This window comes from Micromonospora arida, from assembly GCF_042873195.1.
GTDB classification, from domain to species: domain Bacteria; phylum Actinomycetota; class Actinomycetes; order Mycobacteriales; family Micromonosporaceae; genus Micromonospora; species Micromonospora arida.
Genome location: NZ_JBIALC010000001.1, coordinates 717340 through 739897, shown reverse-complemented (window position 1 = coordinate 739897; position 22558 = coordinate 717340). Strand labels below are relative to the sequence as shown.

At 72.6% G+C, this 22558-nt stretch carries 18 protein-coding genes; 12 read left to right on the top strand and 6 right to left on the bottom strand.

Annotated features, from left to right (window positions below; genetic code table 11):
* The first annotated feature begins 49 nt into the window (after window positions 1–49).
* The 8 genes from ACFYP0_RS03605 to ACFYP0_RS03570 all read left to right on the top strand — a co-directional run bounded on the left by ACFYP0_RS03605 (window position 50) and on the right by ACFYP0_RS03570 (window position 8048).
* Entirely contained in the window at window positions 50–742 is a 693-nt protein-coding gene (locus ACFYP0_RS03605) for a GTP cyclohydrolase II (protein WP_124858438.1), read from the top strand.
* The gene (locus ACFYP0_RS03600) at window positions 739–1458 is read left to right on the top strand and encodes a RibD family protein (protein ID WP_355497848.1); all 720 of its coding nucleotides are present in this window, start codon (window positions 739–741) and stop codon (window positions 1456–1458) included. Before ACFYP0_RS03605 ends, ACFYP0_RS03600 begins: the two co-directional genes overlap by 4 nt.
* A 154-nt stretch (window positions 1459–1612) precedes the next feature.
* Window positions 1613–2155, top strand: a complete 543-nt coding sequence (locus tag ACFYP0_RS03595) for a DinB family protein (protein WP_356978511.1) — start codon at window positions 1613–1615, stop codon at window positions 2153–2155.
* Window positions 2156–2502: 347 nt separating this feature from the next.
* Window positions 2503–3048, top strand: a complete 546-nt coding sequence (locus tag ACFYP0_RS03590; protein WP_356978509.1) for a hypothetical protein — start codon at window positions 2503–2505, stop codon at window positions 3046–3048.
* A gap of 315 nt (window positions 3049–3363) precedes the next feature.
* A complete protein-coding gene (locus ACFYP0_RS03585) occupies window positions 3364–4176 on the top strand; it encodes a TetR/AcrR family transcriptional regulator (RefSeq protein ID WP_356978507.1) in 813 nt (270 codons plus the stop codon).
* 10 nt (window positions 4177–4186) lie between these two features.
* A complete protein-coding gene (locus ACFYP0_RS03580; protein WP_355497856.1) occupies window positions 4187–4645 on the top strand; it encodes a GNAT family N-acetyltransferase in 459 nt (152 codons plus the stop codon).
* 102 nt (window positions 4646–4747) lie between these two features.
* On the top strand, window positions 4748–7438 hold the full coding sequence (locus ACFYP0_RS03575) for an Hsp70 family protein (protein WP_355497859.1): 2691 nt from the start codon (window positions 4748–4750) through the stop codon (window positions 7436–7438).
* 37 nt (window positions 7439–7475) lie between these two features.
* Window positions 7476–8048 (top strand): nucleosidase, encoded by a 573-nt coding sequence (locus ACFYP0_RS03570; RefSeq protein ID WP_124861875.1) that lies wholly within the window; start codon window positions 7476–7478, stop codon window positions 8046–8048.
* Between the two features lie 11 nt (window positions 8049–8059).
* Here the strand turns inward: ACFYP0_RS03570 and ACFYP0_RS03565 are convergent, their stop codons facing one another.
* Both ACFYP0_RS03565 and ACFYP0_RS03560 read right to left on the bottom strand, forming a co-directional pair.
* The gene (locus ACFYP0_RS03565; RefSeq protein ID WP_355497862.1) at window positions 8060–9244 is read right to left on the bottom strand and encodes a low temperature requirement protein A; all 1185 of its coding nucleotides are present in this window, start codon (window positions 9242–9244) and stop codon (window positions 8060–8062) included.
* A 121-nt stretch (window positions 9245–9365) separates the two neighbouring features.
* Window positions 9366–10547: a low temperature requirement protein A gene (locus tag ACFYP0_RS03560; protein WP_355497864.1), complete on the bottom strand. Its 1182-nt coding sequence runs from the start codon at window positions 10545–10547 to the stop codon at window positions 9366–9368.
* A gap of 172 nt (window positions 10548–10719) precedes the next feature.
* On the opposite strand from ACFYP0_RS03560, the gene ACFYP0_RS03555 reads away from it, so the two are divergent.
* From ACFYP0_RS03555 to ACFYP0_RS03540, 4 genes are all read left to right on the top strand, one after another.
* Window positions 10720–11583 carry a S1 family peptidase gene (locus tag ACFYP0_RS03555; protein WP_355497867.1) on the top strand — a complete coding sequence of 288 codons (864 nt, stop codon included), beginning with the start codon at window positions 10720–10722 and terminating at the stop codon, window positions 11581–11583.
* A gap of 93 nt (window positions 11584–11676) precedes the next feature.
* Window positions 11677–12702, top strand: coding sequence for a sugar kinase (locus ACFYP0_RS03550; protein ID WP_355497870.1), 1026 nt, complete (start codon window positions 11677–11679; stop codon window positions 12700–12702).
* A gap of 67 nt (window positions 12703–12769) precedes the next feature.
* Window positions 12770–13378 (top strand): bifunctional 4-hydroxy-2-oxoglutarate aldolase/2-dehydro-3-deoxy-phosphogluconate aldolase, encoded by a 609-nt coding sequence (locus tag ACFYP0_RS03545; RefSeq protein WP_112673665.1) that lies wholly within the window; start codon window positions 12770–12772, stop codon window positions 13376–13378.
* Window positions 13379–13694: 316 nt separating this feature from the next.
* A complete protein-coding gene (locus tag ACFYP0_RS03540; protein ID WP_356978502.1) occupies window positions 13695–17408 on the top strand; it encodes a S8 family serine peptidase in 3714 nt (1237 codons plus the stop codon).
* Between the two features lie 61 nt (window positions 17409–17469).
* Here the strand turns inward: ACFYP0_RS03540 and ACFYP0_RS03535 are convergent, their stop codons facing one another.
* The 4 genes from ACFYP0_RS03535 to ACFYP0_RS03520 are packed head-to-tail and all read right to left on the bottom strand — an operon-like array spanning window position 17470 to window position 22539.
* A complete protein-coding gene (locus ACFYP0_RS03535; protein ID WP_356978500.1) occupies window positions 17470–19551 on the bottom strand; it encodes a penicillin acylase family protein in 2082 nt (693 codons plus the stop codon).
* A complete protein-coding gene (locus ACFYP0_RS03530; protein ID WP_124855981.1) occupies window positions 19548–20372 on the bottom strand; it encodes an ABC transporter ATP-binding protein in 825 nt (274 codons plus the stop codon). The genes ACFYP0_RS03535 and ACFYP0_RS03530 overlap by 4 nt, the downstream gene beginning before the upstream one ends.
* A gap of 29 nt (window positions 20373–20401) precedes the next feature.
* The gene (locus ACFYP0_RS03525; RefSeq protein ID WP_124855983.1) at window positions 20402–21430 is read right to left on the bottom strand and encodes a FecCD family ABC transporter permease; all 1029 of its coding nucleotides are present in this window, start codon (window positions 21428–21430) and stop codon (window positions 20402–20404) included.
* Window positions 21427–22539, bottom strand: a complete 1113-nt coding sequence (locus tag ACFYP0_RS03520) for a FecCD family ABC transporter permease (protein WP_386994200.1) — start codon at window positions 22537–22539, stop codon at window positions 21427–21429. Before ACFYP0_RS03520 ends, ACFYP0_RS03525 begins: the two co-directional genes overlap by 4 nt.
* Window positions 22540–22558 lie beyond the last annotated feature (19 nt).

Here is a 22558-nt window from a genome sequence, read left to right as displayed (position 1 = left end):
GAGACGGTACGCGTCGCCGGACGGCGGCGGCGCCGGACAAAGGAGTCCCATGCCCGAAGCATTGCCGATTGCCACGATCCGCACCCAGGTCACGGTGCCGCTGGTGTTCCCGGACGGCTACACCACGACCGCCCGGGTGTTCACGTTCAAGGGCCTGGTGGACGGCCGGGAGCACCTGGCCCTCGGCCTCGGCGACTGGGCCGGCGCCCTGGACCGGCTCGCCGTCGGGGGAGAAGCCCCGCTGGTCCGTCCGCACAGCGAGTGCCTGACCGGCGACGTGTTCGGCAGCCAACGCTGCGACTGCGGCCCGCAACTGCGCGAGGCGGTGCAGCGAATCGCCGAGACCGGCGGTTTCCTGCTCTACCTGCGACAGGAGGGCCGGGGCATCGGCCTGTACGCCAAACTCGACGCGTACGCGTTGCAGGACGCCGGGTTGGACACCTACCAGGCCAACGTCGCGTTGGGCCGTGGCGAGGACGAGCGGGACTACACCGCCGCCGCGCAGATGCTGGCCACGTTGGGCGTGCCGCGGGTCCGACTGCTGAGCAGCAACCCGGACAAGGCCGAGCAGTTGACCCGGCTGGGCGTGGACGTGGCCGAACGGGTGCTCACCAGCGTCTTCCTCTCGCCGGCCAACGCCGACTACCTGGCAGCCAAGGCGGCCAAGGCGGCGGAGGTCGAGGCGGCCGAGGCGGCGGATGCGCTCGCGGGCCGTGCTCCTGAGCGGCCCGTCTCCCGATGAGCTGCCGGCCGGGGCCGACGCGGCCGTACGTGCTGCTGAGTTGTGCCGCCTCCATCGACGGGTACATCGACGACGCCTCCGAGCAGCGGTTACTGCTGTCCAACGAGGAGGATCTGGACCGCGTCGACGCGGTTCGGGCCAGCTGCGACGCCATTCTGGTCGGGGCCGGCACCGTCCGACGAGACGACCCTCGGCTGCTGGTGCGCTCGCCGAGCCGCCGGGCCGAGCGGGTGGCGGCCGGTCGGCCGGCGTCGCCCACCAAGGTCACCCTGACCGGCCAGGGCGACCTCGACCCGACCGCCCGCTTCTTCACCGCCGGTGATTCGGCCCGGCTCGTCTACTGCGCCACCGGCGCGCTGGAGAAGACCGAGGAGCGGATCGGCCGACTGGCCACCGTCGTCGACGCGGGTGAGCCCGTCGACCCGAGCTGGATGTTGACCGACCTGGCCGCCCGGGGTGTACAGCGGTTGATGGTGGAGGGCGGCGGGACGGTGCACGCCCAGTTCCTCGCCGCCGGTCTCGCCGACGAACTGCACCTGGTGGTCGCCCCGTTCTTCGTCGGTGACGGCCGGGCACCCCGGTTCGTGGGCGAGGGTCGCTTCCCCTGGCACCCGGGTCGCCGCGCCCGCCTGGCCGAGGCCCGCCAGATCGGCGACGTGGTCCTGCTCCGCTACGCCCTCTCCGACCTCTGCCCCACCGACCCCGCCCGCGGCTAACGGTTGATCATGAGGTTGGCGGGGAATTCGATCTCCGTAGAACCCGCCAACCTCATGATCAACCCGAGTGGGTGGGTGGGTGGGTGGGCGGGTGGGTGGGTGGGTGTGGGGTTATTTTGTGGACGGTGGGGGTAGGTTCGGACAGGATTTCCGGATGTCCGTACCGAGCCTGACTTTGCTGCGCTGGCAGTTCGACCTGACGTGGTCGCTGTTCGAGTACCACCTTGAGCGACTCGAACCCTCGGACTTTCTCTGGGAGCCGGCCGACCACTGCTGGTCGGTGCGGCAGAGCACCGACGGCACCTGGACGCCGGACTGGGCCGACACCGAACCCGACCCGGTCCCGGTGCCGACGATCGGCTGGCTCACCTGGCACGTCGGCTGGTGGTGGACCGTGGCGATGGACCATCTTCGGGATGGATCAGCGCGGCAGCGCACGGCCGTTGTCTGGCCGGGCGCGGGCGAGCCCAGCGTCGCCTGGCTGCGGGGCCTGCGCACCGAATGGCTCGGTCTGCTCGACCGGCTCGGCGACAGCGACCTCGACCGCATCTCGACGTACCCCTGGCCGGACGGGACCGACCACACCGTCACGCACACGATCGGTTGGGTCAACTCGGAGCTGATGAAGAACGTCGCGGAGATCGGTCAGCTCAGGCTGCTCCGCGCCGCAGGGACCGATCGGTACGGCCCGACCTGACGCCCCGGGCGCCAGGGGAGGATGGCGGGGGTCTCGGGCGGAGCGGAAGCGAGAGGCGCAGGAGTGGTAAGTCCTCGCGACACCACGAGACGCGGGACCCTCCCGATGAGTGTTTCCATCTAGCATCTTCGTGCTTCCTTACTCGATTCCGGCGCCGCTGGCTTTGCAGAACTACGCTGAGTCATTTCCTCCCGCTGCTTGGTCCTTGCTTGGAACACCCCCAATGTGATAGAAATTTATGCATGGAGATGCCACTATGCATCGCCTGCTTTGTTGCGCAGCCCGTTGTCCATTTCTAAATCGGGGAGACTGTCTTGCGAGCTCGAAGTGTCTTAACTGCTCTGGCCATGATGATTACTGTTTCAGTGATCGGCACGGCACCCGCTCATGCCGAGTCAAGCAGCAGATTCGATGGCAACTCGTTTGCAAGCCAGGCGCGGGCCGGAAAACTCTCTGAACGACAGGCGGAAACTCTCCAGGAGAAGGTTGACGCATACCTTCAGAAGACTGGCGGGAAGCAAATCTCGCTCAACGAGATCGAGATCAATAATGGCAAGCTCAAGGTCGCTCTCCCTGGCGAGGCGCACCCGAGGGATTTTGTCAACGCCCCGACCAGTGTGGCGCTTGCCAGTCGGTGCTTGGATGATCAGTACAATGGCTGGTTCTGCGCGTTCCGCTCCACTGGTTTCTCCGGCGACGAGCTTGAATGGTACAACTGCGGAACCTACAATATGCCGTGGACTGGTTACGGGTCCTGGCGCAACAATCAAACCAGAGGCACGGTTGCCAAATTCATCAATGCTTCCGGTGGCGTGATTTACTCGACGCCTGGCGCCTACTCCAGCAGCCTTAGCTACAACTGGACGCCCGTCTTCAAGGTCAAGCCCTGCTGAACGGTCGGCTTTGCTCTAGCTGATCAGCGCTGCTACCGCTTACCTTCCAAGGGTGAGCGGTAGTCGCGCTTGTCTGGTTGAGCCTGTGGGGAGCCGTACGTCTTCCTTGACTGGTGAGAAACGAAAGCTCGCCGTGTCTCTGTCAAATAGCACCGCTGTGCCGGCCCGTCGGCTCCGGGGTGGCGGAGGCGACTGCGCAGACGCGGAGCAGATCTCTGCGGCTGGGCGGATTCATGCCGCCGATCCTGTCGCCGCCGGTCGGACGACGTGCAGTACTTTCGTCACACGGAGTGCCGTGACGAAACCGGAGGCGGCGTGCTTAATGCCCGGTGTGTCGAGTGCCAGGCGAACCTGCCCGTCGGCACCGGCCGGGGGCGCCCGCGCCGCTACTGCTCCCGGCGCTGCCAGGCCCGCGCGTACCGCAGGCGTCGTGAGCACGGCCCCACCAGCACCCTGCGTCGGATTCAGGACCTGCCCGCGCCGACCGGCGGCGACCCGCGTCACCGGTTGGTCTCCCTCGCGGTCGAGCTGGCGGACGCCGGCGGCCTGGACGCCGTCTCCCTGCGGGTCCTCGCCCAACGCGGCGGCCTGCCCGCCCACGCCGTGTACCGGCACGTCCGGAACCGGGCCGACCTCCTCGCCGCGATGGCCGAGCAGATCACCGCCACCCGCCCGCCCGGCACCGCACCACTACCGCGTGATCCGCGCCAACGGCTCGAACGGTTGGCCGGGCACGAGTGGGCGATGTACCGCCGCCATCCCTGGCTGCTGGCCATCCTCGCCACCGACCGACCGCCGACCGGGCCGGCGGTACTCGCCATGGTCGACCGGGTGGTCGCGGCATTCACCAGCGCCGGATACGACCCGGCCGAGGCGTTCCGCGCCTACCTGGCGCTCAGCGGCTACATCCAGGGGATGGCCCTGCTCATCCGGCGTGACCCCGGGGACACCACCTACCACGCCTGGTGGTCGGCGACGGTCACCCGGCTGGAGCGAACCGGCCGTACCCGGGACCGACAGTGGCTGGCTGCGGCCGGGCAGACCAGACCCGACACCGACCTGGACACCTGGTTCCAGTTCGGCCTGCGCGGGCTGCTCGACGGCCTGTTGCACGGCCCGGCTCGGTAGGGTGGCCGGCGTGCCACGACTGGTGAAGGTCACTCAGGACAATGTGGAGGCCGCGTGCCGGGTGAGCGTGCGGCCCGACCAGGAGAAGTTCTCGTCTCCGGTCGCCTGGTCGCTCGCCGAGGCGTACGCGCAGCCCGAGATCGCGTGGCCGCGTCTGATCGTCGAGGATGACGAGATCGTCGGCTTCCTGATGGGCTTCTTCGACATCGTGTGGGATCCGGCCCAACCGGACGACCTGCGCTCGGGGCTGTGGCGGCTGAACATCGCCGCCGAGCACCAGGGCCGGGGGTACGGCCGCTTCGCGGTACAGGCCGTCCGCGACGAGGCCCACCGACGTGGGCACGATCGCGTCTACACGACGTGGAAGCCGGGGCCGGACGGCCCGGAGCAGTTCTACCTGAAGCTCGGGTTCCGGCTGACCGGGGAGACCAGCGAGGACGAGGTGGTGGGCGTCCACTCCACCCACTGACCGGACGCCACCGACCACCCCGGACCGAGTGATCAGCAGTGCGGCGGGGCCTGCGTACGATGCGGGGTCGAGTTCCCCTCGTCGCGGCGGAGGTATCGGGCAATGGCAGGCCAGCACGAGGGTTTCGCTCTCGGCATCGACCTCGGCACGTCCAACACGGTCGCGGTGCTGCGCTGGCCCGACGGGCGGACCCGTCCGCTGCTGATGGACGGTCAACCGCTCAGTCCGTCCGCCGTCTACGCCGACCCGGACGGCACCCTGCACACCGGCTGGGACGCCCGCCGGTTGGCGCAGGCAGACCCGGCCCGGTTCGAGGCGAACCCGAAGCGTCGGGTGGACGAGTCGACCGTGCAGCTCGGCGACCGCGCGTACCCGCCGGCCGACCTGCTCGCCGCAGTGCTGGCGGCGGTCGGCCGGGCGGCGGTGGGCGCTGTGGGTTTCCTGCCGCCGGCCGTGGTCACCTGCCCGGCCGCCTGGGACGCGACGCGGCGTCAGGTCCTCGCCGACGCGCTGCTTCGGGCGGGCTGGCCGCAGGCGGTCGAGCACACCCTCGCCGGGCCGACACCGCCAGGCACCCGGCTGCTGCGGGAGCCGGTGGCCGCCGCCCGCTACTACACGCAGGTGCTGCACCGTCCGGTGCCGGTCGGCGGTGCGATCGCGGTCTTCGACTTCGGTGGCGGGACGCTCGACGTCGCGGTGCTGCGCAACGAGGGCGCGGACCCCTGGGGTGACTCCGGCTTCAGCGTGGTCGCCGACGGTGGCCTGCCCGACCTGGGCGGTCTGGACCTCGACGCCGCGCTGGTGCGGCGGGTCGGCGAGTTGGTCGGTGAGCGGCACGCCGCGCAGTGGGCCCGGCTCACCCGACCGGCGGATCCGGCGCAGCGCCGCGACCAGGTCCGGCTCTGGGACGAGGTACGCGGTGCGAAGGAGACCCTGTCCCGGTCCGCGGTCGCCCCGGTCGCGGTGCCGGGAGTGGCCGAGACGATCCAGCTGACCCGGGCGGACGTCGAGCGGGTGGCCACGCCGCTGCTGCGCCGGGCGGTGCAGCGGGCCCGGGAGGTCATCGCCGCCGCCGGCCTCAGACCCGATCAGCTCGACGGGTTGTTCCTCGTGGGCGGGTCGTCACGGATCCCGCTGGTGGCCCGCATGCTGCATGCCGAGCTGGGGATCGCGCCGACCGTGCTGGACCAGCCCGAGTTGCCGGTGGCCGAGGGCGCCCTGACCGACCTGCCGCTGCGCAAGCCGCTGCACGCCCCGGCGTACGCGGGCGCGCCGCTCGCACCACCACCGCCAGCGCCGGTGAGCCCGCCCGCCCCGGCCGGAGCCCCCGCGCCGGTCGTACCGTCGCAGCCCTGGCCGGGATCGACCCCGCCGGCGGGCCCGCCCCCCGGGCCCGGCCTGGCCGGCGCCACCCCGACCCCGCCCGGCGGCGCGACCCGCTGGCGGCGGGCGCGCTGGGTGGTGCTCGGCGTGGTGCTGGCCCTGGTCGGGGTGGCCACCGCGGCCACGCTCTACCTGACCCGGGACCGCTACCCGGATCTGAAGTTCGACTCGCTGCGCGAGCTGTCCCGCCTGTCGGCCGGCCCCGAACGGCCGGGCGACATGTGGACAGCGGTGCTCGACGACCGGGCCTACCTGGCGTTCCCCCTGCCCGACGACCGGCTGGAAGTGGTGGCCGTCGACGCGGGCAACGGCCGCGAGTTGTGGCGCGAGCAGACCGACGTGCGGGCCGACGACTGGGAGACGATCATCGCTGTCCCCGGGGCGGTCGCGGTCCTCGCCGACGCACCGGGCGACAGCACCCCCCGACCGCTGGCCGTCCTCGACGGTCGTACCGGCGAGCAGCGCTGGCAGCGCGTTCTGCGTGGTGACGACGACGTCTACTTCGCCGACGACACGGCGGTACTGGTGGACCGGGCCGCGGACCAACTGGTCGGCCTGCGCCTGACCAACGGCTCGGCGAAGTGGACGAAGCCCAACCCCCGTGGCCAGTACGCCGGTGGCCGTACCGTGGTCCGGCCGGTCGGCACCGACGCGGCGGCGGGCGGGCCGGCCTTCCTCGACGGCACGCCGCGCAACCCGTGGGCGAGCAAGGGGCGGCGACTGATCCAGGTGGGTGCGGACCGGTCGATACGGCTGCTCGACATGGCATCCGGCGCGGTGCTGCGCCAGTGGGGCAGCGTCGCCGACCTCGACGACCTGGTGGTCGCCCACGAGGACCGCCTGTACGTGGCCGCCAACGAGGGTGGTTACCAGTTGCTCGCGTACGACCTGGGCTCCGACGCCGAGCCGGTGGTGCTGCACCGTTCCGGCAACGACGAGTACCGCCCGAAGGAGCTGGTGGCCTGCGGTGAGCGGCGGGCCTGCCTGTTGCAGGTGCCGGACAACGACGCCGCGCGCACCGAGGTGGTGGCGGCCACCGAGGGTGAGCGCATGGTCAAGTGGTCGGCGCCGGGCGTGACCGGCCTGATTCCGTTGGGTGAGCAGGTGCTCGCCCAGCGGGAGTCCCCGGAGCCGACCGTCACGGTCTTCGACGTTGCCGGGAAGCCGGTGCTGCGGGACCGGGGCGGGGTGGCGGTCCGCCTGGACGCCGGCAACCTGCTGGTCTTCGCCAAGGCACCCAGCGTGGTCGCGGACAACCGGGTGCTGGCCGGGGTGTGGGCCGAGTCCGGGGAGGTCGACGAGTTGGGCGAGCTGAAGGACGTGCGCAGCTCGTCCTGCTCGTGGAACACCCACGTGATCGCCTGTGGCGCGGACAAGGACTTCGTGCTGTACCGCTTCGCCGACGACTGACGTCAACGGCCCACCGGTCGGCTCGTACGATGCTCCGGTGAGTCTTCGAGGCACGGTCCGCGCCGATCGTCCGTTGGTGGTTCTTGCCGTGGGGGAGGAGGCCCGCTACCTGCCGCCCGAGCTGCCGGTCCTGCTCACCGGCATGGGCAAGGTGAACGCCGCCAGCGCGGTGGCCGCGGTGCTGGCCGCCGGGCCGCGCCCCGCCCTGCTGCTCAACCTGGGTACGGCGGGCGCGTTGCGCCCCGGGTTGGCCGGCATCCACGAGGTCGCCACCGTGCTCCAGCACGACCTGGACACCGACCTGCTGCGCACGCTCACCGGCGAGACCTACGGGGCGCCGCTGTCGCTGGCCGCCGAGGGCGCGGTGTTGGCCACCGGTGACACCTTCGTGGCCGACGACGCGCAGCGGGACCGGTTGGCGCAGCGCGCCGACCTGGTCGACATGGAGGGGTACGCGGTGGCCTGGGCCGCGGCGCAGGCCGGCGTGCCGTGCCGGCTGGTCAAGCAGGTCAGCGACGAGGCGGGGGAGGGTGCGGCCCGGACCTGGCAGGAGTCGGTGGACGCGTGCGCCCGGGACCTCGCCGAGTGGGCCGCTCGACACTTCGCCTGACCAAGCAGGGGTCAGTCGTCGGGTTGCCGCAGCCGCAGGCCCGGTGTGGTCTCCCGGGCCGCTCCGGGAATCAGGATGTGCGCCGCCAGCGTGAGCGCCACGACCGTGGTGACCAGCAGCGGCGGCCAGCGGCCGGCCCACGGCAGCGTGAGCAGCGGCAGGGGGAGGCAGAGCATTCGCCGCCACGGCACGAGCATGGACACCAGCAGGGTGAACAGGGCGCGGCCGATCACGAACAGCGCGGGGCCGCCCAGGATCAGTAACAGCCACCCCACCGGCGTGGTGCCGGTCGGCCGGGTGACGACCCTGTCGAACGAGGCCGCCGTGGCGACCACCCCGGCCAGCATCACCAGATGGGTGTACGGAGCCGCCCGCGCCGGCCGGCCCGACTTCGGCCCGGCCCCAGCCTCCAGCAGCTCGCCGGCGCGGAAGACGTAGACCTGCCAGAGCAGCAGCATGATGGCGAACGCGCAGAGCAGCGCGGCGACCCGGAGCCCGGCCAGCGGGCCCCGGCTGACCTGCAGTGTGGGAACCAGGATGATGTCGCCGAGGGCCAGGATGACGAACTGCTGGTACCGCTCGCCCAGATGCGCGGTGGTCCGCTCGTACTGCTCGAAGGGCACCCGGCCCAGCCAGGGCGTGGGGTATCGGGCCGCGGCGGATAGCAGGTCGATCGTGATGGCGATGGTCCAGAGGGTCCAGTTCACCGTGCCGGACACCGCGCCGGTGATCCAGAAGACGCCGGACACCACGAACCAGAAGAAGAACCGGGTGGCCCGGACCATCGCCGCCCGATGTCGCTTTCGGTACAACGTCGTGACCAGGATGATGCCGCGGATCACGTGCGTGCCGACGTAGGAGATCGCGAAAACCATCGCGTGCCCGTCGGAGACCATCGGCAACGACGCCGCCATCCCGACCGACCCGACCATGGCGACCATCAGGATGGTCTGGATGGGGCGCTGCTGCGGGTCGTAGAACTCGGTGGTGGTGGAGGTGACCGACCAGGTCCACCAGATCGCCGTCAGCATCAGCAGGACCATCGCGGCGCCCGACCAGTTGTGGACTCCCGCGAGCAGGGTCGAGGTCAGCGCGAGCGAGGCCACGAAGACCACGTCGAAGAGCAACTCCAGCAGTGTGGCCCGCGTCGAACCGTCCGGCCGGCGTACCAGTGCGGCGGTGCCTCCGGTGGTCATGCGCGGCCTCCCGCCGTGTCTCCGAGGATTATCGGCGGTGCCGGCGCGGCCCGTCCCCGGATCGGCGATTCCCGCCGGTCGGGGAATGGCGGCGTCCGGAGGTTGCCACGGCGAGCGCGGGTCAGTCGTCGGGTTGCCGCAGCCGCGGGCCCGGCGTGGTCTCCCGGGCCGCTCCGGGAAACAGGATGTGACAGGCCAACCCGAGCGCCACGATCGTGGCTACCAGCACCGGCGGCCAACCGCCGGCCCACGGCAGTACCAGCAGCGGCAAGAGCTGCCAGGCAACTCGCCGCCACGGCGTGACCCACGACACCGCCATGGTGAAGAGGACGCGGCCGACCACGAACAGCGTCGGGCCGGTGATGATCAGGACGAGCCACGGCACCGGCGTCGTTCCTGTCGGCCTGGTGACGACCAGGTCGAAGGCGGCGGCAGTGCTGGCCACGCCGGCCAGCATGACCAGATGGGTGAACGGGGCCAGTCGCGTTGCCCGGCTTCCCTTGGACCCGGCCGCCACCAACAATTCGCCGGCGCGGAAGACGTAGATCTGCCAGAGCAGCAGCATGGTGGCAAACGCGCAGAGCAGGGAGGCGAGCCGGAGGTGATCGAGATGTCCCCGGCTGACCTGCAGCGTCGGCAACAGGATGATGTCGCCGAGGGCCAGGATGATGAACTGTTGGTACCGCTCGCCCAGGTGCTCGGTGGTACGCCCGTACTGCGCGAGCGGCACCCGGCCCAGCCAGGGTGTGGGATAGCGGACCGCCCCGGCGACCAGGTCGATCGTTATGGCGATCGTCCAGAGCCCCCAGTTCGGAGTCTCTGACAGCGCGCCGAGGACCCAGAAGACGCCGGACACCGTGAACCAGAAGAGAAACCGGGTGGCCCGCTCCCTGGCAGTCCGGTGCCCCTGCCGGTGCAGGGCGGTGACCAGGATGACGCAGCGAATCACGTGCGTGCCGACGTACGAGATCACGAAGAGCGCCAGGTGCGCGACGCTGACCATCGGCAGCGATGCCGCCATCCCCACCGACCCGACCATGGCGATCATCAGGATGGCCTGGATCGGGCGTTGCTGCGGATCGTAGAACTCGGTCGTGGTAGTGGTGACCGACCACGTCCACCAGACGGCGGTCAGCATCAGCAGCAGCTTGGCGCCGCCGGACCAGGAGAGCTCTTCGGACAGCAGTTTCGATGTCAGTGCGAGGGCGGCCACGAAGACCACGTCGAAGAGCAACTCCAGCAGTGTTGCCCGGGTCGACTGGTCCAACCGGCGTACCAGCGCCGCATTCCCTTTGGTGGTCATGCCTGGCCTCCCGCCGCGTCTCCCGAGGAATTATCGGCGGCCCCGACACGGGCCGTCCCCGGATCGGCGATTCCCGCCGGTCGGGGAAGAGGGCGGCCGGAGGTTGCCACGGCTCGGGGCGCCGGGCGATGCTTTATCGCATCCATCAATCTCGATCTATCCGGAGGTTCGGATGCGCCGCTCCCCGCTGGCCGCCCTCGTCCTGACCACCCTGCTGCTCGTCGCGCCCGGCGCGGCGCAGGCCGCCGTCCCCGACCGGGCCGCCGCGCCCGCGGCCGACGCGGCGGCCACGCTGACCGGGGTACGCACCGCGGGCACCGCCTGGGGTCTCGACCCCACCACCGGCCGGATGACCCTCACCGTCGACGACACAGTGGTCCCCAGCGAACTGGCCGCACTGCGGGCGGTGACCGACCGGGCCGGCGTGCTGCTGCGCCGCGAACACGGAACGCTGCGCCCCCTGATCGCCGGCGGGCAGGGCATCTACGGCGGCGGTGGCGCGCGCTGCTCGCTCGGCGCGAACGCGCGCAGCGGCAGCACCTACTACGTGATCACCGCCGGGCACTGCACCACCGCCGCCGCGACCTGGTACGCCGACAGCGCCCGGACCACAGTGCTCGGCACCCGCACCGCCACCAGTTACCCCACCAACGACTACGGGCTGATCCGCTACACCGGTCGGATCGCCCACCCGAGCGCGGTCTACACCTACCCCGGCCTGGTGACCATCAACGGTCCCGGCAACGCGTACATCGGTCAGGCGGTGTGCCGCAGCGGCAGCACCACCGGCGTGCGCTGCGGCACCGTCACCGGTCTCAACCAGACCGTCAACTACGCCACCGGCGTGATCTACGGCCTGATCCGCACCAACATCTGCGCCGAGCCGGGGGACAGCGGTGGACCGCTCTACGTGGCCGCCACCGGCACCATCCTCGGCATCCTCTCCGGAGGCACCGGCAACTGCACCGCCGGCGGCACCACCTACTACCAGCCGATCGCGGAGGTGCTGGCCGCGTACGGGCTGACGCTGCCCTGAGCGTCGAGGTGTGACGCGCGACAGGTTGCCCGTCCCGCGCGGGACACCTAGGCTCGGCGACGCCCAGCACCCCGCCGCGAGGACGTGTGCCCGATGCCGACCGCCCCCCGACCTGACCAGGCGAGCGTCCCGGCCGGCCTTCCGTCGATCGAGGTGGCCGCGGTGGGGGAGACGATGGTGGTGCTCTGCCCCGCCCCGGGTGAGCCGCTGGAGCGCGCCGAACGGGTCGCCGTGTCGGTCGGTGGAGCCGAGTCCAACGTGGCCGGTTACCTGGCCCGCCTGGGACACCTGGCGACCTGGGTGAGCCGGGTCGGCGACGACCCCTTCGGTCGGGCCGTCGTCCGGCACGTCGCCGCCGCCGGCGTCCGCGTCGACCAGGTGTGCGTGGACCCGGCCGCCCCCACCGGCCTGTACGTCAAGGACCCGGGCCCGGAGGGGACCGCCGTGCACTACTACCGGGCCGGGTCGGCGGCCGCCCGGATGGACCCCGCCACGCTGGCCGACCCGGCGCTGGCCGGTGCCCGGGTGCTGCACCTGTCCGGGATCACCCCGGCGCTCTCCGCGTCCTGCCGGGCGCTGGTCGAGCACGCGGTGACCGACCGGCCGCTGGCGCAGGCGTTGGTCAGTTTCGACGTCAACCACCGGGCCCGGCTGTGGTCCGCCGAGCAGGCCGCGCCGGTGCTGCGCGACCTCGCCAACCGCTGCGACCTCGTCTTCGTCGGGCAGGACGAGGCGGAAACCCTCTGGGACACCACCGACCCGACAGCCGTACGCGAGTTGTTGCCCGATCCGGAGACGGTGGTGGTCAAGGACGGCTCGGTGGGCGCCACCGCACTGGTCCGCGACGCCGAACCGGTCTTCGTGCCCGCGCCCCGGGTGACGGTGGTGGAGCCGGTCGGCGCCGGAGACGCGTTCGCCGCCGGCTACCTGGCCGGGCTGCTACGCGGCCTCGACCCGGTGCGGCGGTTGCGCCTCGGTCACCTCGTCGCGGCGCAGGCGTTGACCAGCAGCGGCGACAACGCCCCGGTCCCGCCGTGGGCCTGGTTCGAGAAACTCATCGACGCGCCCGACGACGCCTGGTCGCCGCTCGACCTGACCAGCCCGGGGGCGACGACCTGAGTCGGGCCGGCGGGTTGCGACCCGACCAGCAGCAACAGTCCCACCGCGACCTCGGATGGAGTGCACCATGACCACACCGGACTTCGACCACATCTTCGGCGGCGCCCGGGTGATGGCGATCCTGCGCGGCCTGCCGGTCGCCGAGACCGTTCGGCTCGCCGAGCGTGCCTGGGATCTCGGCATCGACGTGGTGGAGGTTCCGGTGGCCACCGCCGACGCGGTGCCGGCGCTGCGGGCCGCCGTCGAGGCGGGGGCCGAGCGCGACCGGATCGTCGGTGCCGGCACCGTGCTCGACGTCGAACAGGTCGCCGCGGCGGCCGACGCGGGCGCCCGGTTCACCGTCGCGCCCGGCCTGGACCTCGCGGTCGCCGATGCCGCCGCCGCGCGTGGCCTGCCGCACCTGCCCGGTGTGGCCACCCCGACCGAGGCCCAGCAGGCACTGCGGCACGGCCTCACCTGGCTCAAGGCGTTCCCCGCGATCTCCCTCGGCCCGGCCTGGTTCAAGGCCGTCGCCGGCCCGCTGCCGCAGTTGCGCTTCGTCGCCACCGGCGGCCTCGACGCCAGCAACGCCGGCGCGTTCCTGCAAGCAGGCGTACGCGTGGTGGCCGTCGGCTCCGCCCTCTCCGACCCCACCCAACTGGACGCCCTCGCCACCCTGACCCGCCCAACCCCGTAGCCCACCCCGCCCACCCCACCCGCCCACCCCGCCCGCCCCACCCCGCCCGCCCACCCCGCCCGCCCGCCCCGCCGATCTTGCACTTGCGGTTGTCGATGCGTCCGGATTCGCGACTTTGGTCGCGACAGAAAGTGCAAGATCGACGGTGGTCAAGGCGGGACGCGGGGTCGGGGTGAGTGTGGGGGCGGGGGAGGGTGGCGGGGGAGGGTGGCGGGGTTGCGCCATGGCGTAAGTGCGTCGGGGCGCGGTGGGCGGTCGGGGTGGGCTCTGCGTCGATGCTGTGGTGCGTACCACTTCTCGACACAAAGAGGTCATCGTGGCTCTGTCTCACCGGCGCCGCCGATCCGGGCTGATCGCCCTCGGCGCCGCCCTCACCCTGGCGGCCGGGTTCACCCCACCCGGCGCGGGAGCGGCCGCCGCCCCGCCGAACAATCCCGACCGCCCGGCGGGTCAACCTCCGGCCGCCGCCGGACGCGCGTCCACCGTCACCCTGATCACCGGTGACACGGTCACCGTCACCACCGCGGCGGACGGCAGCACGGTGTCGACAGTGCGCCGGCCGGACGGCAGCACCCCGAGCTTCCACCGCACGGTGCGCGACGGCGACACCTACGTCTACCCGGACGCCGCGCTGTCCTACGTGACCAGTGGTGTGCTGGACCGGCAACTGTTCAACGTCACCGACCTCATCGCCGACGGCTACGACGACGCGCACACCGACGCGCTTCCGCTGATCGTCACGATGACCGACGCGGCGGCCCGCAACCGCACCCGCCCCACCGTCGACGGCGCCGAACTGGTCCGACCGTTGGACAGCGTGCAGGGCGCGGCGCTGACCCGCCAGCGCGCCACCGCCGACCGGTTCTGGACCGCGCTGACCGCCGGTTCGACCCGACGTACGGGTGACGCCCCGACCCTGGCCAACGGCATCGCCAAGGTCTGGTTGGACGGTCGGGTGCACGCGGACCTGGCCGAGTCCACCGCGCAGATCGGCGCGCCGAAGATGTGGGCCGAGGGCAACACCGCCGCCGGTGTCGACGTCGCGGTGCTCGACTCGGGCGCGGACGCCGAACACCCGGATCTCGTCGGCCAGATCGCCGAGTCCAGCAGCTTCGTGCCCGAGGAGCCCGACATCCTCGACTACAAGGGCCACGGCACGCACGTTGCCTCGACGATCGCCGGCACCGGCGCCGCGTCCGGTGGCGCGGAGCGGGGCGTCGCCCCGGGTGCCCGCCTGCACATCGGCAAGGTGCTCAACAGCGAGGGCAGCGGACAGAACTCGTGGATCATCGCCGGCATGGAGTGGGCGGCCCGTGAGCAGAAGGCCCGGGTGGTCAGCATGAGCCTGGGCGGTGAGGCCACCGACGGCAGCGACCCGATGAGCCAGGCGGTCGAGCGACTCAGCGCCGAGACCGGCGCCCTTTTCGTGATCGCCGCCGGCAACAGCGGCCCGGCCACCATCGGCAGCCCGGGTGCCGCCGACTCCGCGCTGACCGTGGGCGCTGTCGACAACACCGACCACCTCGCCGACTTCTCCAGCCAGGGTCCGCGCGCCGGCGACGGCGGGCTCAAGCCCGAGATCACCGCCCCCGGCGTGGACATTCTGGCGGCCCGCTCGCACCTGGTGCGGGGCGGCTCCGGCGACTACACGCTGATGAGCGGTACGTCGATGGCGACCCCGCACGTGGCCGGCACGGCTGCGCTGGTCGCCGCCGTGCACCCGGACTGGACCGGTCAGCGGATCAAGGAAGCGCTGGTCAGCACGGTCAAGGCCACCCCTGAGTACACCCCGTACCAGGCGGGTGCCGGCCGGGTCGACGCGGTCGCCGCCGCGCATGCCACCGTCTTCGCCACCCCGAGTGCCTACTCCGGCTTCCAGGCGTGGCCGCAGCAGCCGGGCAGGACCGTCGACCGTACGGTCACCTACACCAACCTCGGCAGCGCGTCGGTCGACCTGAAGCTGGCCCTCGACGCGGCCACCGCGCCGGCCGGCCTGTTCGCGCTCTCCGCCGACCGGGTCAGCGTGCCCGCGGGCGGCACCGCCGCCGTCACGGTGACCGCCGCGTACGACAAGCTGCCGGTGGAGAAGCAGGTCAGCGGCATGATCGTCGCCACCGACGACGCCGGTGCGGTGCGTGGCCGCACCCTGATCGGCGCCGGCAAGGAGGGCCAGCGGCAGAATCTGACGCTGGTCGCCAAGGACCGCGACGGCAAGCCGCTCGTCGGCAAGGTCATCCTCACCGCCGACACCCTCTTCACCGCCGTGGATCTGCCCGAGAGCGGCAACGCCACGCTGCGGCTGCCGGTGGGAAGCTGGAACGGTTGGATCTCCGCGGACGTGCGCGGCGCGCACGGGCCGCACTCCAAGGGCATGGCGATGCTCAGCTTCACCGACGTGAACCTGGACCGCGACCGCACCGTCACCCTGGACGCGCGCGCCGCCCGACAGGTGCAGGCCCGGGTGCCGCAGGAGGCCACCGCCAGCGCGCTGCGGATGGACATCCACCGGTCCACGAAGAACGGTCTCACCGAGAGCCAGGTGCTGCCCGACGACTCGTACGACAGCATGTGGGCGTTGCCGACGAGCCGTCCGGTGACCGACGGCGAGTTCGAGTTCGGTGCCCGCTGGCGGCTGGAGCAGCCGGCCCTGACCGTTTCGGCGGGCGGTCGCTCGTACGACGATCTGTTGGTGAAGCGGGCGACCCCGGCGCTGCCGGCCGGTCGTCGTCAGCTGGACGCGGTCTACGTCGCCGACGCATCGGCGACGGGGCTAGCGAAGCGTCCGGTCCGGGATCGAGCCGTGGTGGTGCGCCGCAGTGACAGCGTGGACATCGCCACCCAGGCGCAGGCCGCCGCGGCGGCCGGAGCGAAGGTGCTGCTCGTGGTGAACGACGGCGTCGGTCGGCTCCAGCCGTGGGACGAGGCACCGTGGAGTCCGGAGAGTCCGGCCCCGGTGACCGTGGCGACCCTCGGCGCCGACGAGGGTGGGCAGCTCATCGCCGCGCTGGAGCGCGGCCCGGTGCGGCTCACCGTCGAGTCGCGCCCGGAGACCACCTACCTGTACGACGTGGCGCACCACTGGACCGGCACGGTTCCGGCCGACCCCACCTACCGGCCCACGAAGCGGCAGTTGGCCCGGGTCGACGTGGAGTTCCGCAACTACCGCCAGGGCAAGGCGCTGGAGTTCCGCACCGACGTCTGGCGCGGTTGGGCGTCGAGCAACCAGGAGCCGGCCCCGGCGCAGGGCCGACGCACCGACTGGGTGAGCGCCGACCAGCGGTGGATCGACGACGCGTTCATCGCCGGCGAGACCGGTCAGCACCTGATGGCGGTGACCACGTACCCGGCCGGCAAGCCGAGCGCCGTCACCTGGTTCGGGCCGATCCAGCGACCCCGGATGGGCGGCAGCTACGTGCCGGTCCGGTACCTGGACACCGTCTACCTGCCCGCACCCGGTTGGGGCGACGGGGGCGGGCACATCGGTGAGGCGTACGCGAACTACGACATGGTCAACCGGACCACCCTCTACCAGGGTGACAAGGAGCTGAACTGGGGTAACGCCGAGTACCTCCAGGTCTCCGGGCTGGCGTCCCAGCGACTGCCGTACCGGCTGGTGGTGGAGAACGACCGGGCCGCGTGGACCAACCCGTACTCCCGGCAGACCCGCACCGAGTGGGGCTTCCACTCGTCGGTCACCGGGGAGGAGTCGGCCGAGGTGCTGCCGATGATCCAGCTCGACTACCAGGTGGCCATCGACTCCGCCGGCAGGGCGTCGCGGCGGGCACCGCTGACCGTTGTCGCCTCCCACCTGCCCGACGTCACCGGCACGATCGGCGCGGTGACCGTCGAGGTGTCCTACGACGACGGGGCGACCTGGCAGAAGCAGCGGCTGACCCGGCACGGCGACGGCTGGCGTACCTCGCTGGCCGCACCGGCGAAGGCCGGCTTCGTGAGCCTGCGCACCACGGCGCGCGACACCGCCGGCAACACCGTGAGCCAGAGCATCAGCCGGGCGTTCGGCCTGCGCTGACAGCACTGCGGCCGGCCGCCGCTCGGGGTGCGCGAAACACCCCGAGCGGCGGCCGGTGCCGTCAGTGGAGTTCCTCGGCGAGCTGGTCCCAGTCCGTGACGACCGGCAGCAGGTCCCCGGCCAGCCAGGCGGCGCTCTGGTCATTGTGGTGCGGATCGCCGGGCACCCCGCAGGCGCCCAGCGGGACCACCCAGCGGCTGCCCGAGCGGCGGGCCAGGTCCCAGACGAAGCGCGCCGCCGGCCCCCGGAAGCACCAGTGGGTGACCCCGGGGACGCTGGAGGTGGCCAACACACAGTCGTGGTCACCGCCGAGCCGGGGGCCGGGCCCGGCGTCCGGTCCGGGCAGGGCCCGCCACGGCGCCAGCCGGTGCAGGTCCCCCCAGGGCACCTGCCCGGCTGCCGCGTCGGCGACCTCCTCGGCCGCCGCGCGCACCAGCGCGGTGATGTCCACACCGGGCAACGGGGTCGTGCCGAGCAGGTGCTCCAGCGCGTGACCGACGCGCGGCGTCAGCGCCAGCCAGGGCGCGAACACCTCGGGGTACGCGGGCAGCTCGGCCAGCTCGGCCAGCGCCGGGTGGGCGGCGATCCGGCGTACGACAGCCGCCCGCAGGAGGGCGTAGGCCGCCGCGTCCGTGCTGTCGGCGGCCATCCGGCGGTCCCAGCGCAGCAGTCGTTCACGCAGCGCGGCGGCGGCCGGACCGAGTTCCGTCGACTCGCCGAGGACCGCCAGCAGCGCCCCGGCCGCGCCCAGGTACGTGTCGGTGTGCACCGAGGCCATCTCGTCGGCCGTCCAGGCCGAACGGGCGTCGAGCAGCTCGGCGATGCGACGCGCCCGGTGCGGTGGGGCGAACTCCACTCCGAATGGCGCCGCCAGCCCGCGCTCGTTGGCCATCACCGACCGACCGACCACCTCGGCGCGGGGCATCGGCGCGTGCCAGCCCTGCCAGGCGTACGCGGAGTCCCATCCGGGGACCACCCGCCGGCCGTTCTCCGGGTGCCGCACCGGCACCGCCCCGGCGACCCGGTGCAACAGCCCTCCGGCGGTGTCCGCCGCCTGCACCACGTTGACCGGCTCCACCCAGTGCCGCAGCGCGTGGTCCACATCGGCCACGGTGCGGGCGCGCAGCAGCTCGGGCAGCGTCGCGAAACCGAGGTCGCCCCGGACCCGGGGCGGGTAGCGCAGGCTGACGGCACTCTCGTCGTCCGGCCCGCCGGCGATCACCGGACCACGATCGGTCTCCACCACCTCGACCTCGACCGGCTCGGCCCCGGCCACCTCGATCGTCTCGACGTGGCGGTGCGCCGGTCGCCAGCCGTCCGGGCCGAGCGCCTGCACCCGGGGGCCGTCGCGGCGCAGCCGCTCCGCGTACACGTCCTGGTAGTCGGCCATCGCGTTGGTGATCGCCCAGGCCACCGCGCCGGTGTGCCCGAAGTGCGCGATGCCCGGCACACCCGGCACCGCCAACCCGACCACGTCGTACTCCGGGCAGGCCAGCCGGATCTGCTGGTAGACGCCGGGATCCTCGATGAACCGGTGCGGATCGCCGGCGAGCAGCGCGGCCCCGGTGCCGGTGCGCTCGGCGGCGAGCAGCCACCCGTTGCTGCCGGCCACGGCCGGCCCGTCGGTGGCGAACAGGTCGATCGCGTCCGGCCCGAGCCGCTGCGCCACGTGCTCGCGCCAGAGCTTGCCGGGGAACCCGGCGAACAGGATGTGGTGACCCAGCCAGACCGCGAGCGGCGTCCACGGCTCCCACCGACCCGGGCGCAGCCCGGTGGCGGCGAACTCCGGTGACCGGGCCGCCCCGGCGGCGAGAGCGGCGTTGACGCCGTCCACGTATACGCCCACCCACTCGGCGGTCGCCGGGTCCAGTGCCGCGTGGCACCGGCGTGCGGTGTCGTCGAGCCGGACCTGCCGCACGAACCGGTCCCAGCCGAGCGCGTCGGGGCCGAGGAAGGCCGCGCTGGTGCCTTGGGCGCGGTGCCGTTCCACCTCGATCTGCCAGGCCCGGTCGTACGCGGTCACCCGGCCCTGCGCCGCAGCCAGCCCGAGCGGGTCGTCGGCCCGCAGGTGCGGCACCCCCCACGGGTCGCGGAAACGGCGCTCGTTGCGGTGCTTGCTGGCTCGCTCGCTCTGCCCGCTCACGCCGGCTCCGGGGCCAGGGTGGTGGCGCGGCGTCGGGCCGCGGGGACGACCAGCGGGGTTCCCGTCTCCGGGTCGTCGATCACCCGGCAGGGCAGCCCGAACACCTCCGCCACCAGGTCGGCGGTGACCACCGACGCCGGCTCCCCGGCGGCCACCACGCGCCCGTCGCGCATGGCGATCAGGTGGGTGGCGTAGCGGGCCGCGTGGTTCAGGTCGTGCAGCACCGCGACAAGGGTGCGGCCCTGCTCCTCGTGCAACCGGGCGCAGAGGTCCAGGATCTCGATCTGGTGGGCGATGTCGAGGTACGTGGTCGGCTCGTCGAGCAGCAGCAGGGGCGTCTGCTGGGCCAGCGCCATGGCGATCCAGACCCGCTGCCGCTGCCCGCCGGACAACTCGTCCACCGCCCGGTCGGCGAGGTCGTCGACCCCGGTCGCGGCCATCGACTCCTCGACCACCCGCTCGTCCTCGCGGGACCACTGCCGCAGCAACCCCTGATGGGGGTAGCGACCCCGGGCGACCAGCTCGGCGACGCTGATGCCGTCCGGTGCGATCGACGACTGCGGCAGCAGGCCGAGCGTACGGGCCACCTTGCGGGCCGGCAGATCGTGGATGTCCCGTCCGTCCAGCAGCACCGCACCGGCGCTGGGGCGCAGCATCCGGGACAGGGCGCGCAGCAGCGTCGACTTGCCGCACGCGTTCGGGCCGATGATCACCGTGAAGGACCGGTCGGGCACCGCCACGGTCAGGTTCTCGGCGATGGTGCGCTGGTCGTAGGCGAGGGTCAGCGCGGTGCCGCCGAGTCGGGATTCGCCGGGTCGCATGGGTGCTCCTTCGAGGGCGTCACGGGTGTTCACAGCCGGCCCGCCCGACGTTCCATCGCCAGCAGCCAGACCAGGTAGCCGCCGCCGATCACGCCGGTCACCACGCCGACCGGGAGTTGGTGCCCGGCGAACGCGCGCTGCGCCACCAGGTCGGCCCCGACCAGCAGTGCCGCGCCGACGGCCATCGACGGCAGCAGGTTCGGACCCGGGGCCCGGGTCAGTCGTTTCGCCACGTGCGGGGCGACGAGCGCCACGAAGGACACCGGCCCGGCGGCGGCAGCCGCGAACGAGACCAGCAGCACGGCGGCAGCGAGCAGCACCAGGCGCAGCCGGCGTACCGGCACGCCCAGGGCGCTGGCCGCGTCGTCGCCCAACTCCATCATCCGCAGCGCCGGGGCGCAGCCGACGAGCACCAGCGGCGCCAACACGACCAGGACGACGAGCAGCGGCCCGGCGTTGGCCCAGCCTCGCCCGTCCAGGCTGCCGGTGAGCCAGAGGACCGCGCGGGCGGCCTCCATCAGGGGCGCCCGGGTCAGCAGGTAGCCGTTGACGCCGGTCAGGATCGCGGCCACCCCGATGCCGACCAGGATGAGCCGGTAGCCGTGCACTCCGCGCCGCCAGGCGAGGGCGTAGATCACCAGACCGGTGCCGAGGCCACCGACGACCGCCGCGCCGGCCAACGCCAGGCTGCTGCCACCGAGGACCACCACCACCAGCGCGCCGGTCGATGCACCCTGGGTGAAGCCCAGGATGTCCGGGCTGCCAAGCGGGTTGCGAACCAGCGACTGGAACACCGTGCCGGCGAGAGCCAGTGCCGCACCGACCAACAGGGCGGTGACCAGTCGGGGCAGGCGCAGCTCGAGCACGATGAACTGCTCCGCCACGGTGCCACCGCCGGTCAGCGTGCGTAGCACGTCCGCCGGTCCCATCGGGTAGTCACCACTGCCCAGGGCCACCAGACCGAACCCGGCGGCAAGCACCGCCGCGCCGGCCCCGACGCCCAACGCGCGGGGCCGAAACCGCAGCGACAATCCCCATGAAGTCCGCAGAACTGTCACGGTTGCGCCACCGGTCGGCGGGTGACCAGCCACAGGAAGAGCGGGCCGCCCAGCACGGCGGTCACCATGCCGACCTGGAGTTCTCCGGGGCGGCCCAACACCCGGCCGAGCACGTCGGCGCCGAGCAGCAACGCGGGTGCGAGCACCGCGCAGTACGGCAGCAGCCAGCGCAGGTCCGGGCCGGTCAGGGCGCGGACCAGGTGCGGCACCAGCAGCCCGACGAAGACGATCGGCCCGCATGCGGCGGTCGCCGCGCCGCAGAGCAGGGTGACGGCGACGATCACGGCGGCGCGGATCAGCGCGGGTCGCGCGCCGAGGGCTCGCGCCGCGTCATCGCCGAGCGCCAGCGCGTTCAGCGGACGAGCGGCACCGAGCGCGACCAGCAGCCCGATGAGGATGAACGGCAGCACCCGGGTGACGGTCGCGGAGTCCGCGCTGGCCAGTGAGCCGACCGTCCAGAAACGCAGCCGCTCCAGCGACGCGGTGTCCAGCAGCATCACCGCGCTCACGTAGGAGTAGAGGGTGGCGTTGAGCGCCGCCCCGGCCAGCGCGAGTCGGGCCGGGGTGGCGCCGCGTCCGCCGCCGACGGCGTAGACGAGCGCGGTCACCGCCGCCGCGCCGAGCAGCGCGAACCAGACGTACCCGCCGACGGCGGTGACGCCCAGGAACGCGGCGGCGGTGGCGACGGCCGCGGACGCGCCGGCGTTGATGCCGAGCAGCCCGGGGTCGGCTAGCGGGTTGCGGGTGAGGGCCTGCATGATCGCGCCGGCCACCCCGAGGGCGGCACCGGCGAGCAGCCCGAGCAGGGTGCGGGGCAGGCGCATCCGGTGCACCACGGCGTACTCGGTGGCGTCGCGGTGCAGCAACCCGGACCAGACGTCGGCGAGCGGCATCGCCTTCGCGCCGACCGCGATGCTGAGCACCACGATCACCGCGAGCAGTGCCACGGCGGCGACCAGGCCGGCGGCGCGGGCGGCCCGACGGCCACGCCGGCGAGGGGGTGCGGCCGTTCCCCTGGCCGGCACGGGCGGTGCCGGTCGGGTGACGGTGGGTGTGGCGTCCAGTGTGGGCTCCGGGGTGGTGGCGACACGGCGAACCGCTGTTGACAATGACCGAGGTTAGGCTAAC